Annotated in this window: 17 protein-coding genes; 12 read left to right on the top strand and 5 right to left on the bottom strand. The window is 38.9% G+C overall.

The window, feature by feature from the left end; genetic code table 11:
• Nucleotides 1-4 precede the first annotated feature (4 nt).
• The 7 genes from HCN_RS05415 (at nucleotide 5) to aepX (ending at nucleotide 8024) form a co-directional block, all read left to right on the top strand.
• Entirely contained in the window at nucleotides 5-964 is a 960-nt protein-coding gene (locus HCN_RS05415) for a class I SAM-dependent methyltransferase (RefSeq protein WP_014666799.1), read from the top strand.
• Nucleotides 961-3825: an adenylyl-sulfate kinase gene (locus tag HCN_RS05410; RefSeq protein WP_014666798.1), complete on the top strand. Its 2865-nt coding sequence runs from the start codon at nucleotides 961-963 to the stop codon at nucleotides 3823-3825. The genes HCN_RS05415 and HCN_RS05410 overlap by 4 nt, the downstream gene beginning before the upstream one ends.
• Nucleotides 3822-4397 carry a gamma-glutamyl-gamma-aminobutyrate hydrolase family protein gene (locus HCN_RS05405; protein WP_002956555.1) on the top strand — a complete coding sequence of 192 codons (576 nt, stop codon included), beginning with the start codon at nucleotides 3822-3824 and terminating at the stop codon, nucleotides 4395-4397. The genes HCN_RS05410 and HCN_RS05405 overlap by 4 nt, the downstream gene beginning before the upstream one ends.
• 9 nt (nucleotides 4398-4406) lie before the next feature.
• Nucleotides 4407-4949, top strand: a complete 543-nt coding sequence (locus HCN_RS05400; protein WP_014666797.1) for a hypothetical protein — start codon at nucleotides 4407-4409, stop codon at nucleotides 4947-4949.
• Nucleotides 4918-5871 (top strand): hypothetical protein, encoded by a 954-nt coding sequence (locus HCN_RS05395; RefSeq protein ID WP_041309517.1) that lies wholly within the window; start codon nucleotides 4918-4920, stop codon nucleotides 5869-5871. Before HCN_RS05400 ends, HCN_RS05395 begins: the two co-directional genes overlap by 32 nt.
• The gene (locus HCN_RS05390) at nucleotides 5868-6635 is read left to right on the top strand and encodes a phosphocholine cytidylyltransferase family protein (protein ID WP_014666795.1); all 768 of its coding nucleotides are present in this window, start codon (nucleotides 5868-5870) and stop codon (nucleotides 6633-6635) included. Before HCN_RS05395 ends, HCN_RS05390 begins: the two co-directional genes overlap by 4 nt.
• Nucleotides 6636-6710: 75 nt before the next feature.
• Complete coding sequence (gene aepX / locus HCN_RS05385) at nucleotides 6711-8024, top strand: phosphoenolpyruvate mutase (protein WP_014666794.1); 1314 nt, start codon at nucleotides 6711-6713, stop codon at nucleotides 8022-8024.
• On the opposite strand, the gene HCN_RS05380 is transcribed toward aepX, so the two are convergent.
• Nucleotides 8005-8226: a hypothetical protein gene (locus HCN_RS05380; protein WP_014666793.1), complete on the bottom strand. Its 222-nt coding sequence runs from the start codon at nucleotides 8224-8226 to the stop codon at nucleotides 8005-8007. The two genes, aepX and HCN_RS05380, sit on opposite strands and share 20 nt — an antisense overlap.
• Before the next feature lie 111 nt (nucleotides 8227-8337).
• On the opposite strand from HCN_RS05380, the gene HCN_RS05375 reads away from it, so the two are divergent.
• The 5 genes from HCN_RS05375 (at nucleotide 8338) to HCN_RS05355 (ending at nucleotide 15738) form a co-directional block, all read left to right on the top strand.
• Nucleotides 8338-9210: a TylF/MycF/NovP-related O-methyltransferase gene (locus HCN_RS05375; protein ID WP_002956561.1), complete on the top strand. Its 873-nt coding sequence runs from the start codon at nucleotides 8338-8340 to the stop codon at nucleotides 9208-9210.
• A gap of 13 nt (nucleotides 9211-9223) precedes the next feature.
• Nucleotides 9224-11431 carry a thiamine pyrophosphate-dependent enzyme gene (locus tag HCN_RS05370; RefSeq protein ID WP_014666792.1) on the top strand — a complete coding sequence of 736 codons (2208 nt, stop codon included), beginning with the start codon at nucleotides 9224-9226 and terminating at the stop codon, nucleotides 11429-11431.
• Complete coding sequence (locus HCN_RS05365; protein ID WP_014666791.1) at nucleotides 11421-13049, top strand: phosphonoacetaldehyde reductase; 1629 nt, start codon at nucleotides 11421-11423, stop codon at nucleotides 13047-13049. The genes HCN_RS05370 and HCN_RS05365 overlap by 11 nt, the downstream gene beginning before the upstream one ends.
• A gap of 82 nt (nucleotides 13050-13131) precedes the next feature.
• Nucleotides 13132-14301, top strand: a complete 1170-nt coding sequence (locus HCN_RS05360) for an FAD-binding protein (RefSeq protein ID WP_014666790.1) — start codon at nucleotides 13132-13134, stop codon at nucleotides 14299-14301.
• A 39-nt stretch (nucleotides 14302-14340) separates the two neighbouring features.
• Nucleotides 14341-15738, top strand: coding sequence for a CCA tRNA nucleotidyltransferase (locus HCN_RS05355; protein ID WP_014667568.1), 1398 nt, complete (start codon nucleotides 14341-14343; stop codon nucleotides 15736-15738).
• Nucleotides 15739-15841: 103 nt separating this feature from the next.
• Here the strand turns inward: HCN_RS05355 and HCN_RS05350 are convergent, their stop codons facing one another.
• The 4 genes from HCN_RS05350 to HCN_RS05335 are packed head-to-tail and all read right to left on the bottom strand — an operon-like array spanning nucleotide 15842 to nucleotide 19582.
• Complete coding sequence (locus HCN_RS05350) at nucleotides 15842-16618, bottom strand: R.Pab1 family restriction endonuclease (RefSeq protein WP_014666789.1); 777 nt, start codon at nucleotides 16616-16618, stop codon at nucleotides 15842-15844.
• Nucleotides 16599-17732: a DNA methyltransferase family protein gene (locus HCN_RS05345; RefSeq protein WP_014666788.1), complete on the bottom strand. Its 1134-nt coding sequence runs from the start codon at nucleotides 17730-17732 to the stop codon at nucleotides 16599-16601. Before HCN_RS05345 ends, HCN_RS05350 begins: the two co-directional genes overlap by 20 nt.
• 10 nt (nucleotides 17733-17742) lie before the next feature.
• The gene (locus tag HCN_RS05340; RefSeq protein ID WP_014667567.1) at nucleotides 17743-18978 is read right to left on the bottom strand and encodes a GMP synthase (glutamine-hydrolyzing); all 1236 of its coding nucleotides are present in this window, start codon (nucleotides 18976-18978) and stop codon (nucleotides 17743-17745) included.
• Complete coding sequence (locus HCN_RS05335) at nucleotides 18968-19582, bottom strand: hypothetical protein (RefSeq protein WP_041309604.1); 615 nt, start codon at nucleotides 19580-19582, stop codon at nucleotides 18968-18970. Before HCN_RS05335 ends, HCN_RS05340 begins: the two co-directional genes overlap by 11 nt.
• Nucleotides 19583-19594: the final 12 nt, after the last annotated feature.

The raw sequence follows: 19594 nt of genomic DNA, 5'->3' as shown, positions 1-19594 counted from the left end.
AGCTGTGGACAAAACATATTGGCGTGAATTTTATAGTAGGCACAAAATCGGTGTAGAACCATCACTTTTTGCAAAACTTGTGTATAAAAACTATTTGTTAGAATCCATAAATTGCGATACTAACAAATACGCAGAATCTAACGCTCCATCACTCCTTGAGCTAGGTTGTGGTAATGGGCGAGATAGTCTCTATTTTGCAAATAATGGTATAGATACAACCGCCATAGATCAAGTGCAAGAGGAAGTAGAGTTTTTGAATGGTTATGCAAAAACATTGCAAGATTCTAAACAAAGCCCACAAACTAAAAATATCCCACGCTTTCTATGTGGCGATTTCGCACAGCTAGATTCCTTTAGTTTTCAACGACAATTTGATTGTATCTACTCTCGTTTTACCCTGCATTCTGTCAGCAAAGCTCAACAAGATAAAACCTTGGCAGATTGCCTTAAATATTGTAAAGATGGTGGAATCTTGAGCGTTGAAGTGAGAGGCGAGAAAAATAGCCTTTGTGGCAAGGGTAAGGCGGTAGAGAATGAGACAAACGCATTTATTTATGATAATCACTACCGCAGATTCTTAAACTTCACTCAAACATTGCAAGAGATTGAATCTTTGCGTTTTAGCTCAAATAATGCGACACAAGGGGTATTCAATAAAAAAACAGATAACACAAGCAATACCCAAGCAGATACCCGTATAATAACTACGGGGGGGGGGGGTATAATGCTCTCACTTACCGCTTTAAAATTCTCTATGCAAAAGAAGATAATGGCTTTGCACCATTTAATGGTGAAGATGACTACTTTATCCGCATTATCGCAAGAAAGGAGCATTGCGAGTCTTAAGGCAATTCTCACATTACATCGTAAGCTAACCTCCAAACTAAGCCTTGAATCTAGCCATAGCTTCACGAATAACTCCCTATTTACACTATCCACAAAGCCTAGCAGGATTGCCTTATGATTATTTGGATTATGGGCTTAAATGGTGCTGGGAAAAGCAGCGTAGCACAAGAGCTAAGTAAGATTCTAGACAAAAGAGAGATTGAAAATATTATCCTTGATGGGAATCATCTGCGTGAGATTTTTGAGCAAAATGGCTATGATAGGGCTTCTCGTATCGCCCTTGGTATCCGCTATGCCGAGCTTGCCAAGAGTCTCTCTTCACAATCTAGCAAGGCTGTGATTATCGCAGCAAATGGTATGTTAGAAGAGGTGTGTGCGTATAATCGTCTGCATTTGAGTGAGTATTATGAGATATTCCTTGATGTGCCAAAATCCGTGCTTGAAAAGCGAGATTCTGCGGGGATTTATAGCAAGTTTAAATCTGGGCTCGTGCGGAATGTCGGCGGACTTGACTTAGAAGTGGATATTCCACAAGCACATTTACATATCTCCTATGATAGTGCTTTGACACCTTATGACATAGCCTTGAGAATTGATAGCTTTTTGCGTGAAAGCAAAGCCCAAAACTCTACACAACGCCACACACAAAGCGTAGAAAATAATATTTTAGACACAAAAGCTAAAACACTACAAAATCTCCATTCAAAGCTTCAATACGCTAAGATTCTGCCTTTATGGATTCTAAGCAAAAAGGATTTTTTAGAATCTAGTGCATTCAATCATCTTTTACAAGAGCTAGATTCTACACCTTTTACTTCCTTTATCGTGCGTTCATCAGCAAAGAGTGAAGATGGCTTTTCTCACTCAAATGCCGGGGCCTATGCGAGTTTTCTACATATCAAAAAAGATGAGCTAAAAGAGCATATTTTTGAAGTTTTTGCTTCATATCACAAAGAGATTGATGATAAAAACAAGGCATTTTCAAGTGTAGCAAATGATGAAGTGGTGCTTATTCAGCCTATGGCAGAGGGTATTATCTGCTCTGGTGTGGCTTTTAATAGGCAGCCAAAGTCAAATGCTCCTTATTATGTCATAGAATATTCTTTAGAATCTACCCACGCTATCACAAGTGGAGAGGCTAACACGCAGACTTTTTATATCGCTCATTGCACTAAAAAGATTAACAATGCGCATTTACAAAAGATTGTAAGGCTTTTGCGTGAGCTAGAATCGCTCATTCCGCATACGCCACTTGATGTGGAGTTTGGTATCACAGACAAGGAAATCTATTGCTTTCAAGTCCGCCCCCTGCTTGTAAAAACGCACAAGCAATACCCATCGCATAGCATACAACTCACTTTACTTAAAAACAAGATTCACTCTATCCTAAAGCCCCACCCCTCACTGCAAGGCACAAAAGGCATACTTGGGATTATGCCTGATTGGAATCCTGCTGAGATTATCGGGCTGCACCCACACCCCCTAGCCCTTTCTTTGTATGCTAATCTCATTACAGATTCTGTATATGCGACACAAAGGGCGGAGTATGGCTATAAAGATGTGAGTGCCAATCCGCTGATTTATAATCTACACGGCAAACCTTATGTTGATGTGAGGGCAAGTTTTAATTCATTTTTGCCGCGGCATTTGAGAGATGATATAAGTCAAATGCTTGTTAATTTTTACTTGCATCGATTAAGGGAGAATCCGCATTGGCACGATAAGGTAGAGTTTGAGATTCTCTTTGATAGCTATTATTTTGATACACCAAGAAGGATAGAGATTTTAAGCAAATATGGCTTTGGAGCAAAGCAAATAAATGAGATAACAAAAGAGCTAAAAGCCCTAACAAACAACATTATCGCAAATAAAATCTACACCACGGATATACAAAAGCTAGAGATTTTAAGTCATAAACGAGAGCAGATTCTAAGCTTTGAAAGCTCTCTACTTGAGAAAATCTATTGGCTTTTGCAAGATTGTAGAAACTATGGTACAAAGCCTTTTGTGGGATTGGCACGCATTGGCTTTATGGCAATGGGCTTTTTGAATGCATTAGTGAAAGAACAGATTCTAGACGAATGGCAAAAGCAAAATTTTATTCAATCTTTAGAGTGTATAACCTCTCACTTTGCCACCGATTTGCATCATCTCTCAAAAAATGACTTTTTGCGTAAATATGGGCATTTGCGTCCGGGGACTTATGATATTTTATCGCCACGATATGATGAAGGCTTTGATTTTTATTTTAAGCACAAAACCCCGCTAAACTTACATAAAGAAAGCTTCAATCTAAGCTTAGAGCAGATTAAAGCCATTGATAGCCTTTTAAAAGAGCATAGCATACAAACTGATGTGCTAGGCTTTTTTGACTTTATCGCCACAGGCATTATATACAGGGAGCAGTCTAAGTTTGAATTTAGCAAGAATCTAAGCACGGCTTTAAGCCTTATAGCAAAGCTTGGAGCGGAGTTTGGACTAAGTAGTGAAGATATGAGCTATTGCGATGTGGATATTTTCTTTAAAGCCTATCGCACTTCTAATAATTTGGAGCGTTTGATTTTAGAATCCATTGAATATGGCAAAAGCTCCTATGAGCTGCAACAAGCCATTATCCTGCCTCCACTTATCACAGATGAATCTCAAGCAGAATACTTTAGCATTGCTGAATCTATGCCAAATTTCATCACACAAAAACGCATAAAAGGGCAGGTGCTTCACTTAAAAGATGAGATAAAGGCGGATTTAACTCAAAAAATTGTGTGTATTTCAAGGGCGGATCCGGGTTTTGATTGGATTTTTTCACACGATATTAAGGGGCTTATTACGGAGTTTGGCGGGGCAAATTCACATATGGCAATACGAGCAAATGAGCTTGGGATTCCAGCCGTGATTGGCTGTGGGGAGAAGTTTGCGACATTTGCAGCAGCAGGGGCGGTAGAAATTGATTGTGCGAATTCTAAGGTGGTTGTGCTATGACTGCTTTGATAACCCAAAGAATCTGCCACCACAAGCCCTATAATGAGCTATGGGAATGCTTAGATGTAGCCTTGTATGAGTATTTGCTAAAGTGTGATTGCAGGGGCTTTGGTGTGTCTTTTAGTCAAAAAGATTATATTGCTGAAATATTTAAAGATAAAGAAGTGCTTGTGCTAAGTGGGGGCAATGACATTGGGCAGTATCCCAAGCGAGATGAATTTGAGTTTATGCTACTTGAGTATGCGTTACAACATAATAAAAAGATTCTAGCAATATGCCGTGGTATGCAGATTGTAGCGACATATTTTGGATTAAAACTTCACAAAAGCACACACGCCGTTAAAGAATACCACGCCCTAAGCGGCACACTTACACATAGTGTGCATAGCTATCATAATTTTTGTATCAAGGAAGTGCCAAGTGGATTTGAGAATCTAGCTTATGTTGAGAGTGAGATAGAGGCGATGAAAAGTAGGCAGATTCTAGCGTTAATGTGGCATCCAGAGCGAGAGAGACAAGATTCTACTATACAAGCAGATAGGGCTTTAATCTCTCAATTTTTACAAACTTAAGGGGCAAAAATGTATCCATATATCACAGAAAATAACCTAAACCTACCACAAAGCTACAATTACACCACCTTTGGTGGCGTGGCATTTTTACAAGAGTATCTTTCTACACGCAGGGCTTTATTTACATTTTTATGCGAACCAGCCCAAAATCAAGGTAAAAATATGGAGCAAAGAGAGCTAGAATCTGTCAATGACTATATTTTAGAATCTTGTAAAAACGAGAAAATACTAAAGCTTGTGATTAAAACTTTTGAGATCAATAAAAGGCTGTATATATCTTATGATAAAGGGGTTTCTAGATTTTCTAACGAAGAGATTTTAAAGCCAGATAAGATGAGTTCATATACGCATATTGATAATTATTTATGCTTTGCTAAAGCCTTATGTGCGTTTTTTGCTCAAACACATAATCTTTTGTATCTTAATACTTTGCTAAAACTTAACGATACGCTTTTATCACTTATTTATAATCCTGCTATGGATTTGGCAGTGTTAGATTCTAGCGGGGGGGGGGGGTATAATGCCTTACCTAGCCAAAAGCGTGAAATGTGAAATAGAAGCTGTGAAAATGATAGCACAAAAAGCAGGGTTTCAACCTTGCGTGGATTTTATAGAATCTGCGAGTGTTGATAGGCAGATTCTAGCACACAATGATTTGCAAATAGAGTTACAAGCAGAGCTGCAACAGCTTAAATCCTTGATAGATTCTATCAAAGACTATGAGTATAAGGACACTCCGCTTGATTTTGGCTCTATAAATGCTCCTGCAAAGTGTGTAGAGCTAGAATCTAGCCTTGCTATGATATATGCCCTAAGCTCTCGTTCAAATATCTACTTTCAAGCGATGTTGCAATGTGGTATCGTCCCAAGCCATATTGTGATTTTAGGCAATGCCCTTGAAGCAGGGCAAGTCATTTCACAGATTCAAGACTTAGGCATTAGCACACATTGCATTGATACACAGGATATTAATGATGAAGCGGTGTTTAGTTATGTGGAAAGTTTGCCACAAAAATATGTGATTTATTCAGGCTATGGCGGGGGGATTTTAGAATCTAAATATTTTCATATTCCAAAGCATTTTATCCATATCCACGCTGGGAAGCTCCCGCAGTATAAAGGCTCAACGACTTGCTATTACTCACTTTTAGAAGAAGGGGAGATTTGCTCAACTGCTATGTTTTTAAACGATGGGCTTGATTGTGGCGATATACTAGGCTTTTTTAGCCTTAGCTCAAAGCAATTATGCGAGTTTGCTAACACGGATATTGATACTACCCTTGAGCCTTATATCCGCTCTCAAGCTCTTGTAAAAGTGCTTTTAGAATACAAGCAAAATGGGGCTTTTAGCCTAACTTCGCAAAATCGCAAAGAGGGCGAGACATATTATAGAATCCACCCGACTTTGAAGCACCTTGCGTTGTTTTCTTGTTTTGGTAATTGGGACATATCAGCAAATGGAGGCACACAATGAAAGCTCTTATCTTAGCAGCAGGACGCGGTAGTCGTATGCAGGAATTGACACAAGAGAAGCCCAAATGTTTGGTTGAACTTCACAAAAAGCCGCTTTTGCTCTACCAAATTGAAGCGTTAAAAAACGCTGGGATAGATGATATAGGCATTGTTGTGGGCTATGCTAGGGAATGCTTAGAATCTTATATAAAGCACTTTAATCTACACAGCATTATCAATCCGCAATGGGCAGATTCTAATATGATTTACTCCCTGTATTGTGCAAAAGAGTGGCTAATGGATAGCGATAGGGTGGTGGTGAGTTATAGCGATATTTTTTATAGCGTTGCTGCGATAGATTCTCTGCTTAAAAGCAAAGATGATATAGGAATCTTATATAGCACACAATGGCGTAAGCTGTGGGAATTGCGTTTTGATGAGCCACTGCTTGATGCGGAGAGCTTTAAGCAAAGCGATGGAGTCTTGCGAGAGATTGGCTTAAAAGCACAGAATCTAGATGAGATACAAGGGCAGTATATGGGATTACTATCTTTTAGCCTTCAAGGCTTACGCACCCTTTTTTCTTTAAGTGAAAATCTCCCAAAAACAACGGATAGCACCACGCTTTTAAATACCCTGCTTAAAAATGGGCAGAAGATAGCCTGTATGCCTTATAGTGGCATTTGGGGCGAATGTGATAATAAAGATGATTTGAATCTTTATAAATCACTTTTCACTCCAAGTGATTTAGAAACTCTCACTCAAAAACCCACTTTAAAAGGATAAGTATGCGAAAAAATACATTTACCCCCCCCCCCCGTTAGTCAGCCTAATCAAAATGCTTTAATAGTCTATGTCGCTATGGCGGCAGATTTAATCCACCCCGGACACATTAATATCCTAAAAATCGCAAGAGAGTTAGCCGATAGCTTAGAATCTAGTGAGGGCAGAAGGGGCGAAGTCGTGCTAGGACTTTTGACCGATAAGGCAATAGCCTCTTATAAACGACTACCTTATATGAACTATGCCCAACGCTATGAAGTCATTAGCCATTTAAAAGAGATTGATAGAGTTATCCCGCAAGATACATTGAGTTATGAGGGCAATATCCGCTCCTTAAAGCCTCGCTTCGTAATCCACGGCGATGATTGGAAAAGCGGCACACAGAGTAAAACGCGTCAAAATGTCATTGATACCCTGCAGGAGCTAAATTGCGGTGAGCTTATAGAGCCTAGCTACACAGAGGGCATAAGCTCCACACAGCTAAACCTTGATGCAAGGGCGATTGGTATCAGCACAAATGCTAGACTTTCGCTCTTACGCCGACTTGTGAATGCAAAAACTCCACTTAGAATCTGTGAAACCCACTCCGCTATATCCGCCCTTATCGCACAAAATGCTTGTGTAGAATCTAGCGGCAAAAAGCTAGAGTTTGATGGCTTTTGGAGTTCTAGCCTTACAGATAGCACAAGCAGGGGTAAGCCAGATATTGAAGCCGTAGAGCTAACAAGCCGCTTAAACACCATTAATGAAATCTTTGAAGTAACCTCAAAGCCCTTGATTTATGATGCTGACACAGGTGGCAAGATAGAGCATTTTGTCTTTTCTGTGAGAAGTTTGGAGCGAACGGGAGTATCTGCTGTCATCATTGAAGACAAAACGGGCTTAAAGAAAAATTCACTTTTGGGTAATGATGTAGAGCAAACCCAAGAAGACATTGAAGTCTTTTGCGACAAGATTAGAGCAGGGAAAAACGCACAGATTACACAGGATTTTATGATTATCGCGCGTATTGAATCTTTGATACTAGACAAAGGGCAAGAAGATGCACTAAAAAGGGCTTTTGCCTATATTAACGCTGGGGCAGATGGTATAATGATACATTCACGCCAAAAAAGCCCTGATGAAGTGTTAGCTTTTCTCAAAGCCTTTAGAGAGAAAGATTCTAAAACGCCTGTGGTAGTCGTGCCTACAAGCTTTAATGAAATCACTGCAAAAGAGCTAGGGGAAGCAGGGGCAAATATTATCATTTATGCAAACCACTTGCTTAGGGCTTCATTTATAGCGATGCAAAAGGTCTCACAAGGGATTTTAGAGTTTGATAGAAGTAAGGAGATGGAATCTTCTTGTATGAGTGTGAAGGAGATTCTCTCACTTATTCCGGGGACAATTTAGTGTTTTTGTGTTTTGGCAATTCAGCTTGTGGCGATAAATGCGGGAGCTGCGAAAAATCACGGCGGTCATTACCCTTTAAGGTAACCTTGTGATTTTCCTGAGCCCCACATTTACTAAAGAAACTGCGGCTTTGCCTTGTTTTCTCACTCACAATCTTAGAATTGCTAGATTCTAAATTAGTAGATTTTCTAAAATCACTCAAAACAAAACTCTATGTAATATAGAATCTGAGTGGCAGATTCTATAAATTTTGTAGTTTGGATTCTATCTATTGCTTGGTAGATAGAACACAAATTACTTTTAAGGAGCAAATATGCAAAAGGTTGTCATTTTTGGTGCAGGAAACTGCGGTAGGCTCATTGGAGCAAATCTTATGCAAGATAAGAATGTAGAGATTATCGCTTTTATTGATAATGATCCGCAAAAGGCAGGGCAGAAAATCTGTTTAGAAAATACCCAAGATTCTACGGGGGGGGGGGTAAGTATATATTCTTCTCCTAAGTTGCTGGAGCTAGACTTTGACAAAGTGATTGTAGGCACTTTCACAGGGCTTTATGAGATTAGCGAGCAGTTAGAATCTATGGGTATCCCAAAGGCAAAAATTGATGTAGGCTATATTGAGCTAAGTGTCAAGGCACGCATTGTATTTTTGCAGGATTTTGCAAAAATATCGCAACATTTAGAGGGCAGTGTAGCGGAGCTTGGTGTGTATAGAGGGGATTTTGCAAGGTATATAAATGAAAGTTTTAGGGATAAAACTTTGTATTTGTTTGACACATTTGAGGGCTTCACTCACAGCGATGTAAGTAAAGATTCTACTATGGCTCATTCACTTGGAGCAAAGCATTTTGCCAATACAAGCGTGGAGCTGGTGCTAAGTAAAATGCCCTATAAAGAGCGATGTGTAATCAAAAAGGGTTGGTTTCCACAAAGTGCTGTGGGACTAGAGAATGAAAGATTTTGCTTTGTGAATCTTGATTGTGATTTGTATGAGCCAATTTTAGCGGGGCTTAGATATTTTTATCCCAAAATGGTAAAGGGCGGTGTGATACTCTGCCACGAATATTTTTCGCAAGGCTATGTTGGCGTGAGGGAGGCGGTTATGGAATTTATCGCAGAATCTAGCGATGAGATTTACACACTTCCCATAGGCGATAATTTAAGTATTGCCTTAATTAAAACTTAGAGAAAGGAAAACTATGTTAGACACGCAGGAATTTGGTGATTATTTGCAGAGTGTGGGATTAAGGGATTTTGTCGGTGTGCCTTGCTCATATCTCGCACCGCTTATTAATTATGCGATTAATAGCAAGCGTTTCATTATGAGTAATAATGAGGGTGATGCGGTGGCGATTGCAAGTGGGATAAGTTTGTGCCGACTAATTCATAACAATTCGTCTTTGGGTAGTCATTTGCAAGATTGTGCGTCTTTGGAGGCAGTCATTACTCATAAGGTAACTCCTGCCCCCAAATTCACACAAAACTTACAAAGCAATACCGCACTCGTGCGTAGCACTAGTCCATACTTGCAAAATACTAGAATTGTGGATTCTACCCCTTGTCATTTTGAGCGTAGCGAAAAATCTACAAGCCTAGAATCTCAAGTTAATTCCAACAATAAAGACTCTCAGGCGGAAGTATCTTTGAGTGATTTTAGTGGTTTTCAAGCGAAAGGCGAAGGGAGTTTGCTAAACGCAAATGACCGAGCCTTGAGTGCAGAATCTGCTAAAAGCACCAAAGAGATAACGCCCCATAACTACGGCGTGGTGCTAATGCAAAATAGCGGCTTAAGCAACGCCCTAAGCCCCCTAACAAGCCTTAACTATACTTTTAAGATTCCAATTCTAGGCTTTGTGTCCTTGCGTGGTGAAAGGGATTCTAGCGGTAAAAACACAGATGAGCCACAGCACGAGTTATTAGGCGTTATCACGGATACATTGCTAGAGACTTGCGAGATTAAATATGCCTTTTTAGATTCAGATATGGATAGGGCTAAAATGCAGGTGCAAGAGGCTTTAGAGTGGTTAGAAAAAGGGGAGAGTTTTTTCTTTATTGTGAGAGATAAAACTTTTTCTAAAGTCTCTCTTGTGAGTGGGCATTCAGTATTGAGCGATAAATCGCGGATTGCTGCTGCGGCACTTACACCGAGTAAGCTTCTTGCTTCTGCTTCGCAAAGCCACGATTTACTAAAGAAACCTACTGCGGCTTCGCTTTGCACCGCTTCGCTGGTTTTCTCATCTCAATCCTTAGAATGCCAAGATTCTAGCAATATGGAATCTCAAGCCCATTCCACCCCTTGTCATACTGAAGCATTAGCTGAAGTATCTAGCACAGAATCTAAAAGAGATATTTCGCCTTTTTCAAAGGCTCGCACGAGCAAAGCTCTTGCCCACACTTGCAAATATGACAAGATTCTAGAATCTCAAGCCGATTCTAACAACACAGAATCCAAACCAGATTTTAAACCCACCCAACCTGCAAACAAAATGCCTACACGGCTAGAAGCCTTGGAAGTTCTGCATACTCTAGCAAAAGATTCTAAAGCTTTACTGTTTGCTACCACAGGTAAATGTGGCAGGGAACTATATGAAATAGAGGATAGTCCAAATCAGCTTTATATGGTTGGCTCTATGGGCTGTGTGAGTTCTCTCTCACTTGGCATTGCGTTAAAAAGCAGACAAAAAGTCATTGCCATAGATGGTGATTCTGCCCTGCTTATGCGGCTTGGTGCATTAAGCACAAATGCATATTACACGAGGGATAGGGATAATTTTTGCCATATTTTACTAGATAATGAAAGCCACGATAGCACAGGTGGGCAGTTTAATCTCTCACCTTTTGTGGATTTTAGTAGTATTGCTAGGTCGTGTGGGTATGTGAATGTGTATATAGCGGAGAGTTTAGAAGAGTTTGAGTTGTATGTTCGGTTGTTTTTAGATGCGAGGCATTCAGCTTGTGGCAATTCGTCTTTGGGTAGTCATTTGCAAGATTGTGCGTCTTTGGAGGCAGTCATTACTCATAAGGTAACTCCTGCCCCCAAATTCACACAAAACTTACAAAGCAATACCGCACTCGTGCGTAGCACTAGGAAGGCGTTGTCGGGGTGGGGGATTTTTAAGGGGGAGGGAGCGACTTCGCAATTTAAGCCCTTCCTCCTTAAAGAAAAAAATAAAAAATCTAAAAATCAAAACATTTCAAACAAAGATACTTCTCTTACGGCTCAGTATGACAAAGTTATAGAATCTAAAACAAATCCTAGCAATTTAGATTCTAAAAAAGGGGCGTGGTTTATCTACCTTAAAATCCAAAAAGGCTCTAAAGACAACCTAGGGCGACCAAAGGTTACACCGCAAGAAGTGGCTCAAAGACTAAGCGAGTATATGCGGGGGAATAGCGATGAGTTTTAGTTATTATAATCCTGTGCAAATCCACTTTGATGTGGATATTTTAGAATCTTTACAGAATCTAGCGGAAAATGAGTTGGCTTCAAAGAGAATATTGCTAGTAACTTCTAAAAGCTTTAATAGGCAAGAAGATCATTCAGTATTGAGCGATAAATCGGCGAATCTGCGTTCGCCAACCGCGGCACTTACCTCTAGTAAGCTTCTTGTTGGCTCACTTGATAATGCCAATTTACTAAAGAAACCCGCTGCAGCTTCGCCTTGCACCGCTTCGCTGGTTTTCTCATCTCAATCCTTAGAATGCCAAATAGAATCTAATCATTCAAATCTTAGCCAAGATTCTAGAATTGTGGATTCTCTCCCTTGTCATACTAAGCGTGAGCTACCATCTCAAACACCAAATTCTAATCCCATAGAATCTAAAAGAGCAAACTTAGCCCAAAATATCGCAAAGATTTTTAGCAACATTATCATCTATGATTCTGTAAATCCAAATCCAGAGTTAGAATCCTTGCAAAGTATAAAGGCGGAGTTAAAGGGGCGTTATGATGTGGTTATTGCTCTTGGTGGTGGGAGTGTGCTAGATAGTGCGAAGTTTTTTGCCCTGCAAAATGAGATTATAGCAAAGAATGGGGGTTTGGAGATTGTGGGCGAGGCAAAGGCGATGCCACTTTTTGCCTGTCCTAGCACGGCTGGAACGGGCAGTGAGCTGACACAATGGGCGACTATTTGGGATAAAGGGGCAAATGTCAAATATTCTTTATCGCATAAATGCTTATATCCACAAATAGCATTTTATGACATCTCTCTTTTGCTATCCTTGCCTTTAAGTCTTAGTATTCACACCACGCTTGATAGCCTATCTCACGCAGTAGAATCCATTTGGAATAAAAATGCAAATCCCATTTCTACGCAATATGCAAAGGCGGCTATTGAGCTGATTTTAGAGAATCTGCCACCATTATATGAAATGCTAACCTCTTTAGATTCTAAACAGATTTTAGATTCTACAACAATTGCTTGTCATACTGAGCCTTTAGGCGAAGTATCTAACAATATAGAATCTAAAAAAGATTTTTCGCCTACGGCTCAAAATGACAGGACTACAAAAAACACAAACAGCACCGCCACCACTGCGGAAGGATTTTTAGATAATTTCAAGGGTTGTGAAGCTTTTTGTGCGGAGACTAGCCATAAGGGCTGTCGCACAAGCAAAAAGCAAATCTCCCTGAAAAACACTAAAGAGACAACGCAGATTAGAAGAAATCTAGCCCTTGCTTGTATGCACGCTGCCCTTAGCTTTTCAAACACACAAACCGCCCTAGCTCACGCCATAAGCTATCCTATCACAATGCGTTTTGGTGTGCCACACGGCTTGGCGTGTAGCTTTACTCTGCCGATTTTGCTAGATTGTATAAGTGATGAAAACGCAGATTCTATCCTACGCCCCTATAAACAAGGCATTAAAAATCTTTTTAAAACACTTCATATCTCAAGCAATCCGCGTGATTATGGGTTAGATTCTACAATGATAGAAGATATTTTTAGCTCACTGAATGCTAGGGCAAAAAATGGACTACTTGATGTGGCAAAAGCAAAGAAAAGAATGCTTGATTTGCTCTAAAATCTTTCACAAAAAGCATTTAATGAAACTATGCTAAAATCCTTGCCTTATTTTTATTTTAGAAAGGATTGTGGATAGGGTAATGCGTGAAAATACAAGCTCAAAAGAGACAATGCGTGATTTAGGGGAGTTTGATATAGCCATCATCGGCTTAGGTGTGGCAGGGAGCAATCTCGCCTCACTTTTACAATCTCATCTCAAAGTCATCGCCATTGATAAAAAAGATTCTAGTGGAGATTGCTTTGATGAGAGTTTTCATAAGCCTTGTGGTGGGCTACTATCTGAGGGCGGGCAGAAAGCATTTGCCACACAAGGGCTAAATCTCCCCACACGCCTACTTGTAGAGCCTCAAATTTTTGCCATAAACACCATTGACTATGGCTACCCTCACGCTTCTTACATTCAAAAAGGCTACATCAATATGGAGCGACACGCCTTTGACTTATGGCAAAAATCACGCATTCCTAGTCATATTTCTACCTTTCATAAGGCGTATTTTAAAAGTCTCAAGCAAGGTGAAAATGGAATCTACACGCTCCATTTTAAACGCCAAGATTCTAAGAATGCTAAAATATCGCAGGACTTTACTTGTAAGGCTAAGATTATCATCGGTGCTGATGGGGCAAAGAGCCATTTACGGCGGTATCTCTACCCACAGCTTAAGACAAAGTCGCTTGTGTGTATCCAAGAATGGTATAAGGAACATAACGCTCCTATGCTTTCTTGTGTTTTTGATAAAGAACTTACGCCAAGTTATAGCTGGAGTATGTCAAAAAATGGCTATTTTATCTTTGGTGGGGCGTATCCACACGCAAACTGCCAAGAACGCTTTGCCACACAGATAGAGCGACTTCGCACTTTGGGCTTTATCTTTGGGAAGCCTTTAAAAAAAGAGGCGTGTTTGGTGTTGCAACCTACAAGGCTAAAGGACTTTGTCTTAGGACATAGTGGCGTATTTTTAATCGGCGAGGCGGCTGGGTTTATTAACGCAAGCACGCTGGAGGGCATAAGCGGGGCGATGAATAGCTCTAGGATTCTAGCTCATATTTTAAATGCCTGTGATATGAATGTCTCACGCACATCTACTTTACATAGAGCGTATAGAGCCAAGGCTAGAATGCTTATTGTGAAAACTTTATTTCGGCATTATGTGCGGTATCCTTTTATGTTTGTGTCTTGCATTCGGCGGTTGATTTTGCGATTTGGGCTATTGCGTTTAAGAAAAGGGCTAGAAAATGGCAAGATTATCTAGTTTGGAAATACATTTAGAATCTAGGCGAGATTCTAAATAATGCCAGAATCTCACTTCAATCCTAAAGATTTTACCCCACAACTGCCTGAAAGCGTGGAGTTTATCCTTTCTCAATTACAAATGAGCGGATATAAGGCGTATATTGTTGGTGGGTGTGTGCGTGATATGATTTTACATACTTTAGAATGTAGCGATAATGCGGGGCTTAAAAGTGATTTAGCTTATCAAAATTTGCCAAGTGATTATGACATTGCCACTTCTGCCCTGCCAAGTGAAGTGATAAGGCTTTTCCCCCGCACAATCCCCACAGGCTTAAAGCACGGCACGATAAGTGTGATTTATAATAATAAGATTTATGAGATAAGCACCTTTCGCATAGAGGGGGCTTATAGCAACAAAAGAGCACCTGATAGCGTGAGATTTACCACTGAATTAGAGCAGGATTTACAAAGGCGGGATTTTACGATGAATGCCCTTGCGTATTCGCCACATACGGGGCTAATTGATAAGGTAGGTGGGCTAAGGGATATTATCAATCGTAAGATTGTGTGTGTGGGGGAGGCACATTTGCGTTTTAATGAAGATGCTTTAAGAATCTTGCGTGCCTTGCGTTTTGCTGCGACTTTGGACTTTGAGATAGAATCTCACACGGATTCTGCATTGCGAGAATGTGCTAAGAATTTATGCTATATCTCAAAAGAACGCATAAGAGATGAGCTTACAAAGCTTTTATGTGGCAGGGCAGCGGAAAAAATTATGCGTAAGTATAGTGATGTGCTGAATGTGGCATTTGGCGGAATGATAAGCTTTGAAGGGCTGGAAGTAAGATTGCCGCAAAATATAGAATCTAAAGCATTTGTTTGGGCTTTATTTTTAGCTCAAGTGTGCGATTGGGGCAAAACAAGCAAAAGAGATAAGGCGGATAAGATTTTAGAATCTCTCAAATTTGATAATAAAACAAGGCGGTATGTGAGTGAGATTCTAAAAGCGTGTGAGATACCCCTTGAGACAAATAGGCAGGAGATAGCAGGGCGGATTATCGCCCTTGGCGGTAGGGAGACTAGGGAGTTTGGGCATTTGGAGCGGGGCTGTGCAAGTGAGAAAATGAGTGGGGATAAGGAGCTGTCTATCAGCGGAGAGCGGATTTTGCGTGATATGATAAGGCTAAAAATGGCGGTGGTGGCTCAAGATTTAACGCAAGATTCAGCTCAAAAGGGGCTTAAAGAGTTTCAAAAAAATATGGAGCAGGTGCTAGTTTCAAACCTGCCTTTAAGTCTAAAAGAGCTATGTATAAATGGCGATGATATAAAGGCTTTGGGCTTTGTGGGTAAGGATATAGGTAGAATCTTGCAGATATTGTTAGAAGAGATTGTAAGTGAAAAATTAAAGCATTCTAGGGAAGCTTTGCTGATAAGGGCAGTGGAGCTAAGGGGCTAGAGCTTATAGTGAAAGCTTTGCTTATCAATAACAAAAAAAGTTCCTTATAGTGATCTTTGGGTGCAAAGTTTTACTTGTGTGATGAGATAGAACCAAAGAGTTTTTATATAGGTTCTATGGCTATATTAACTTTTATAATCTTTACAATCTCGCATACATCATAATTGTGATTTTTACTTAGCATTCCAAAGATTTTAAAAATCTCTAGTAAAAAGTTTTTATCCTTAGAATCTAAGATAAGCAAACCGCATTCTTTAGATTCTGCCACTCTGCCTAAAAGCACGGGGTTACAATGTAGCTCTGTGATGGGAAAGCAAACATAAAGCATAGGCTGCACACCAACCGCCCTTTGTTTTTCTTTAATGATGATTTCTACTAGCACATCAAAATGATTAAATTTATGCACCAAAAGCGGATATTTGACTTGAGATTCATAAAACTCCACACCTAAAATCTTTTTACTTATAGGGTGGCTTCGTAAAATCTGTAAATCACTCCTAGAATCCAAAAATTCATCATCGTTAATATTTTGCAAAAATGCTAATAAATTTGTTATTTCACTCTCTGTAATAATCCCCCATTGCGTGAAATAGTACAGATATTCACTAAGCTTATACAGGGCTTTTGTCTTGCCATTTGCCCCGATAAACTCACTTTGCCTTAAAGTGCTTAAAGCCAACTTTTCTTTATCATTTTTATCTACATCATAGCCGATTTGCCACTCAATGTAATGCTTTTGTGAAAATGGAATCTGTCTTGTTGCAGTGGGCAGTCCATATTCATAAAAGCTATTGCGTGTTTTTACTCTTGTTTTGCCACTTTGTGTGGTAAGCGGAATTTCTACAAAGATTTGTTTATTTTCACATTGTTGTATTTTCATAATGCACTCCTAGTAAATCTCTAAAATACTGCGAAATTTCAGGGCTTAGAATCTTGCTTTCACTTGCTTGTATAAAGTGGGATTCTAGGGCTTTAAATTGTTGAAAGTTAATCATTACTTCACAGTTTCCAAAATAATAAGGGATATGTGGCAAAAATAATTTAAACACATCAACATAGCAATAAAGGCTATATTTTTCTTGTGTTACAAAAATCGTATTGCTATTTTCTTTGTTTATAAAAGTCTTAGAACGACGCAGGGCATTTATATCACGCATTGTGTAAAACATCGCTTTGATTTTAGAGCTTACTACACGCTTTTTATTAGGATATTTATCAATGTAGTTGCCAATATAATCAAACCCCTTTAGGCTAAATTCTTTTTCATTTATTGTCTTAAATTTAAAATTACAAATATATTCATAATCCATTCCCTTATTATCCCTTTTATACAGAGCGATAATAATAGGAAAATACCCCTTAGAATCTTTGCAAAAAATTTGAGAGCTAATAATTGTAGAATCTATGAGTTTGTAAGCTTTTACAAAATCTTTTAATGCGCTAAAATTAGCCCTTTTTATCAAATAAGAAAGTGGGTGCAAAACACAGATAAAATCCGCTTTTAGTCTCTCATAAGATCGTAAAAAGCTTATGCCTATATCTCTATGTTGCAAAGCAGAATCTATTTGTATGGATTCTTTATTTTTAAGATGATTTTGCACGATGGAAGTTCTGTCATTATAAGGCGGATTGCCTATGATAATGAGCCTATCAGTTTGTGCGATAGAAAAATGCTCCCTAGTAACATTATGTAATGCGTTTTTATGAAGCAAAATCACCTTAGAATCCAGTGTGCGTTTTGCGATATGTAAAGCCGTTTTATCAATATCAGTTCCTATGATTTTACTAAAGCTATCTTTAGTAAATCCGCTTTTTATAATGGCTTGTGATTGCAAGAAATTCCCACTTCCGCACGAGCTATCAAGCAGCACATGATCTTTAGAATCTACATATTTTTTAAGCATTATATAGACTGCATTGACCAAAAAATCAGCAGTATAAAAACTGCCGAGATTGATTTTTTCTTGTGTGCTTAAATGCGTTGGTTTTGTCATTGAATTATCTCTACTCCCACTCAATCGTTCCCGGGGGTTTTGAGGTGATGTCATAGACTACGCGGTTAATCCCTGTTGCTTCGTTGATTATGCTAGTTTTAATAAACCTAGAATCTAGCATTGCATTTTCTAGGCTTCTTTGTGAGAAAAGAAACCGCCCATCACACACAAATCCAAGCTCCTGCCAATCTATTTCATTTAGCTTATCACATATTTTTTGTAGCATTGTAGAATCCACTTTAAACTTTGGAAAAATCGCTAAAATTGAGCCATCATAAGCATTGCAAGGGTGTAAGAAAAAGGGCTTTTTATTGCGTGTCTTGGTATTGACATAAATGCGAGGCATTTCGCTTTTATAATAATCTCTCCCCCATTCCCACCAATTTGCTTCATTAAACTTTTTGATTTTTCGCTGTAATAATTGTGTTTTAAAGCCCTGTAAATACGAACAATCCCTACCATACTCACCATATATCATTTTTTTAGTTTTGCCACTTTTGCAAGTTTGTGAGCCGACAAATTCTACATTACCCCATTTTTCGTTTCCAAAGATAGAATCCGCCCCACTCACAGCCCCAACTTTTACAAAAAATAATGAATTAAAAGGAATGGTATAAGTCTTTTTTGTAAATAAGATTTGACCATTTATGCAAGAAAATTCTTTTAAACATTGTGTTTTACGCGTGAAATCCCCTTTAACAAAACGCCATATTATGCAGTTTGGCTGGGCTTTTGCAAAAATCTTTCTATCCCCTAGCTCTACAAAATGCGTAATACTCCCTGTGTGGAACAAAAACTCATTAAGCTTTACACTTGCAGTGCTTTTTAGAAAATCTCTAGGCGTGATAAAAATTAGCTCTCCACCATCATTTAAATGCAAAATACACTTATAAATAAAAAACAAATATAAATTACTTCTTTCATCAAACATAGACATAAAGGGCGTTAAAAGCTCTTTTGTGTGAGTCCTAATATCTTGGAATCTCACATAAGGGGGATTGCCAATAATGGTATCAAATTTTTCACTCACAGGATAGCTGAAAAAGTCAAGCCTTAAAGCCCCTTTGCAAGCAACACTAGAATCTAGCTCAATCCCTACTTTATTGCTAGGTAGATTCTCATAAAATGCCCCATTGCCACAGCTTGGCTCTAAAAATCGCCCACTATTTTGCACTAAAGCTAACATATCGCTTACAATATGTGGTGGGGTAAAAACTTGCCCCAAGCTTTCAACATCAAGATTCATAAAAGTATTTCCTAAAATGCAAATATGCATCAGCCCTAAGTTTTAAAGACTGTTCAAATGTGCCTAATAAAAAATCTTTCACTTCTTCAAAATCTCTTTGTGTGATTTGGCGATTATTATCCCATTTTGCCTGAAAGGGCAGGTTGTTACCATTTGGCAAGATGGATTCTAAACATTTAAGCGAAGTGGCAAATACATCGCTAGGATTATCTTTATTGATGATTAAAAAATAATAATCCTTGTCATTTGTTGTTAAGTTTTCTTTTAGCATTTTAAAGTATATTTCCCAGCTTACTCCATTGCCAAAAGGTGGAATTTTACCTGTTAAAGCATAGTAGATTCCAAGTTTGCAGTTGAGATTATCAGTTGTTTTTGTCGTGCTAACTTTGATATTCACAGGATAAAACACATTATTTTCACAAAAACTAAAATCCACCCAATCACGCATATTAGGACGATTTATCACAAAATGAGAATCTAAAAGATTAAAAATCTCATCTTCATTAAAAGCAGAGTTAATTCGCCCATCGCGACTTTGTTGGCTTAAATGCAGATTTTGCTGTTGTAAAAACTCTACAATTTCTATCAATAAATTTGGCAACATATTTTGTTTCGC

Origin of the sequence: Helicobacter cinaedi PAGU611, assembly GCF_000284635.1 — a bacterium.
GTDB classification, from domain to species: domain Bacteria; phylum Campylobacterota; class Campylobacteria; order Campylobacterales; family Helicobacteraceae; genus Helicobacter_C; species Helicobacter_C cinaedi.
The sequence above is the reverse complement of the archived record's forward strand: the minus strand, read 5'-3'. Positions and strand labels throughout refer to the sequence as shown.

What these genes read in the sequence shown, in the direction of transcription:
- HCN_RS05410 (WP_014666798.1), top strand. Translation starts at nt 961, where the DNA reads ATGATTATTTGGATTATGGGCTTAAATGGTGCTGGGAAAAGCAGCGTA.
- HCN_RS05405 (WP_002956555.1), top strand. Translation starts at nt 3,822, where the DNA reads ATGACTGCTTTGATAACCCAAAGAATCTGCCACCACAAGCCCTATAAT.
- HCN_RS05400 (WP_014666797.1), top strand. Translation starts at nt 4,407, where the DNA reads ATGTATCCATATATCACAGAAAATAACCTAAACCTACCACAAAGCTAC.
- HCN_RS05395 (WP_041309517.1), top strand. Translation starts at nt 4,918, where the DNA reads ATGCCTTACCTAGCCAAAAGCGTGAAATGTGAAATAGAAGCTGTGAAA.
- HCN_RS05390 (WP_014666795.1), top strand. Translation starts at nt 5,868, where the DNA reads ATGAAAGCTCTTATCTTAGCAGCAGGACGCGGTAGTCGTATGCAGGAA.
- aepX (WP_014666794.1), top strand. Translation starts at nt 6,711, where the DNA reads ATGGCGGCAGATTTAATCCACCCCGGACACATTAATATCCTAAAAATC.
- HCN_RS05375 (WP_002956561.1), top strand. Translation starts at nt 8,338, where the DNA reads ATGCAAAAGGTTGTCATTTTTGGTGCAGGAAACTGCGGTAGGCTCATT.
- HCN_RS05370 (WP_014666792.1), top strand. Translation starts at nt 9,224, where the DNA reads ATGTTAGACACGCAGGAATTTGGTGATTATTTGCAGAGTGTGGGATTA.
- HCN_RS05365 (WP_014666791.1), top strand. Translation starts at nt 11,421, where the DNA reads ATGAGTTTTAGTTATTATAATCCTGTGCAAATCCACTTTGATGTGGAT.
- HCN_RS05360 (WP_014666790.1), top strand. Translation starts at nt 13,132, where the DNA reads ATGCGTGAAAATACAAGCTCAAAAGAGACAATGCGTGATTTAGGGGAG.
- HCN_RS05355 (WP_014667568.1), top strand. Translation starts at nt 14,341, where the DNA reads ATGCCAGAATCTCACTTCAATCCTAAAGATTTTACCCCACAACTGCCT.
- HCN_RS05350 (WP_014666789.1), bottom strand. Translation starts at nt 16,618, where the DNA reads ATGAAAATACAACAATGTGAAAATAAACAAATCTTTGTAGAAATTCCG.
- HCN_RS05345 (WP_014666788.1), bottom strand. Translation starts at nt 17,732, where the DNA reads ATGACAAAACCAACGCATTTAAGCACACAAGAAAAAATCAATCTCGGC.
- HCN_RS05340 (WP_014667567.1), bottom strand. Translation starts at nt 18,978, where the DNA reads ATGAATCTTGATGTTGAAAGCTTGGGGCAAGTTTTTACCCCACCACAT.
- HCN_RS05335 (WP_041309604.1), bottom strand. Translation starts at nt 19,582, where the DNA reads ATGTTGCCAAATTTATTGATAGAAATTGTAGAGTTTTTACAACAGCAA.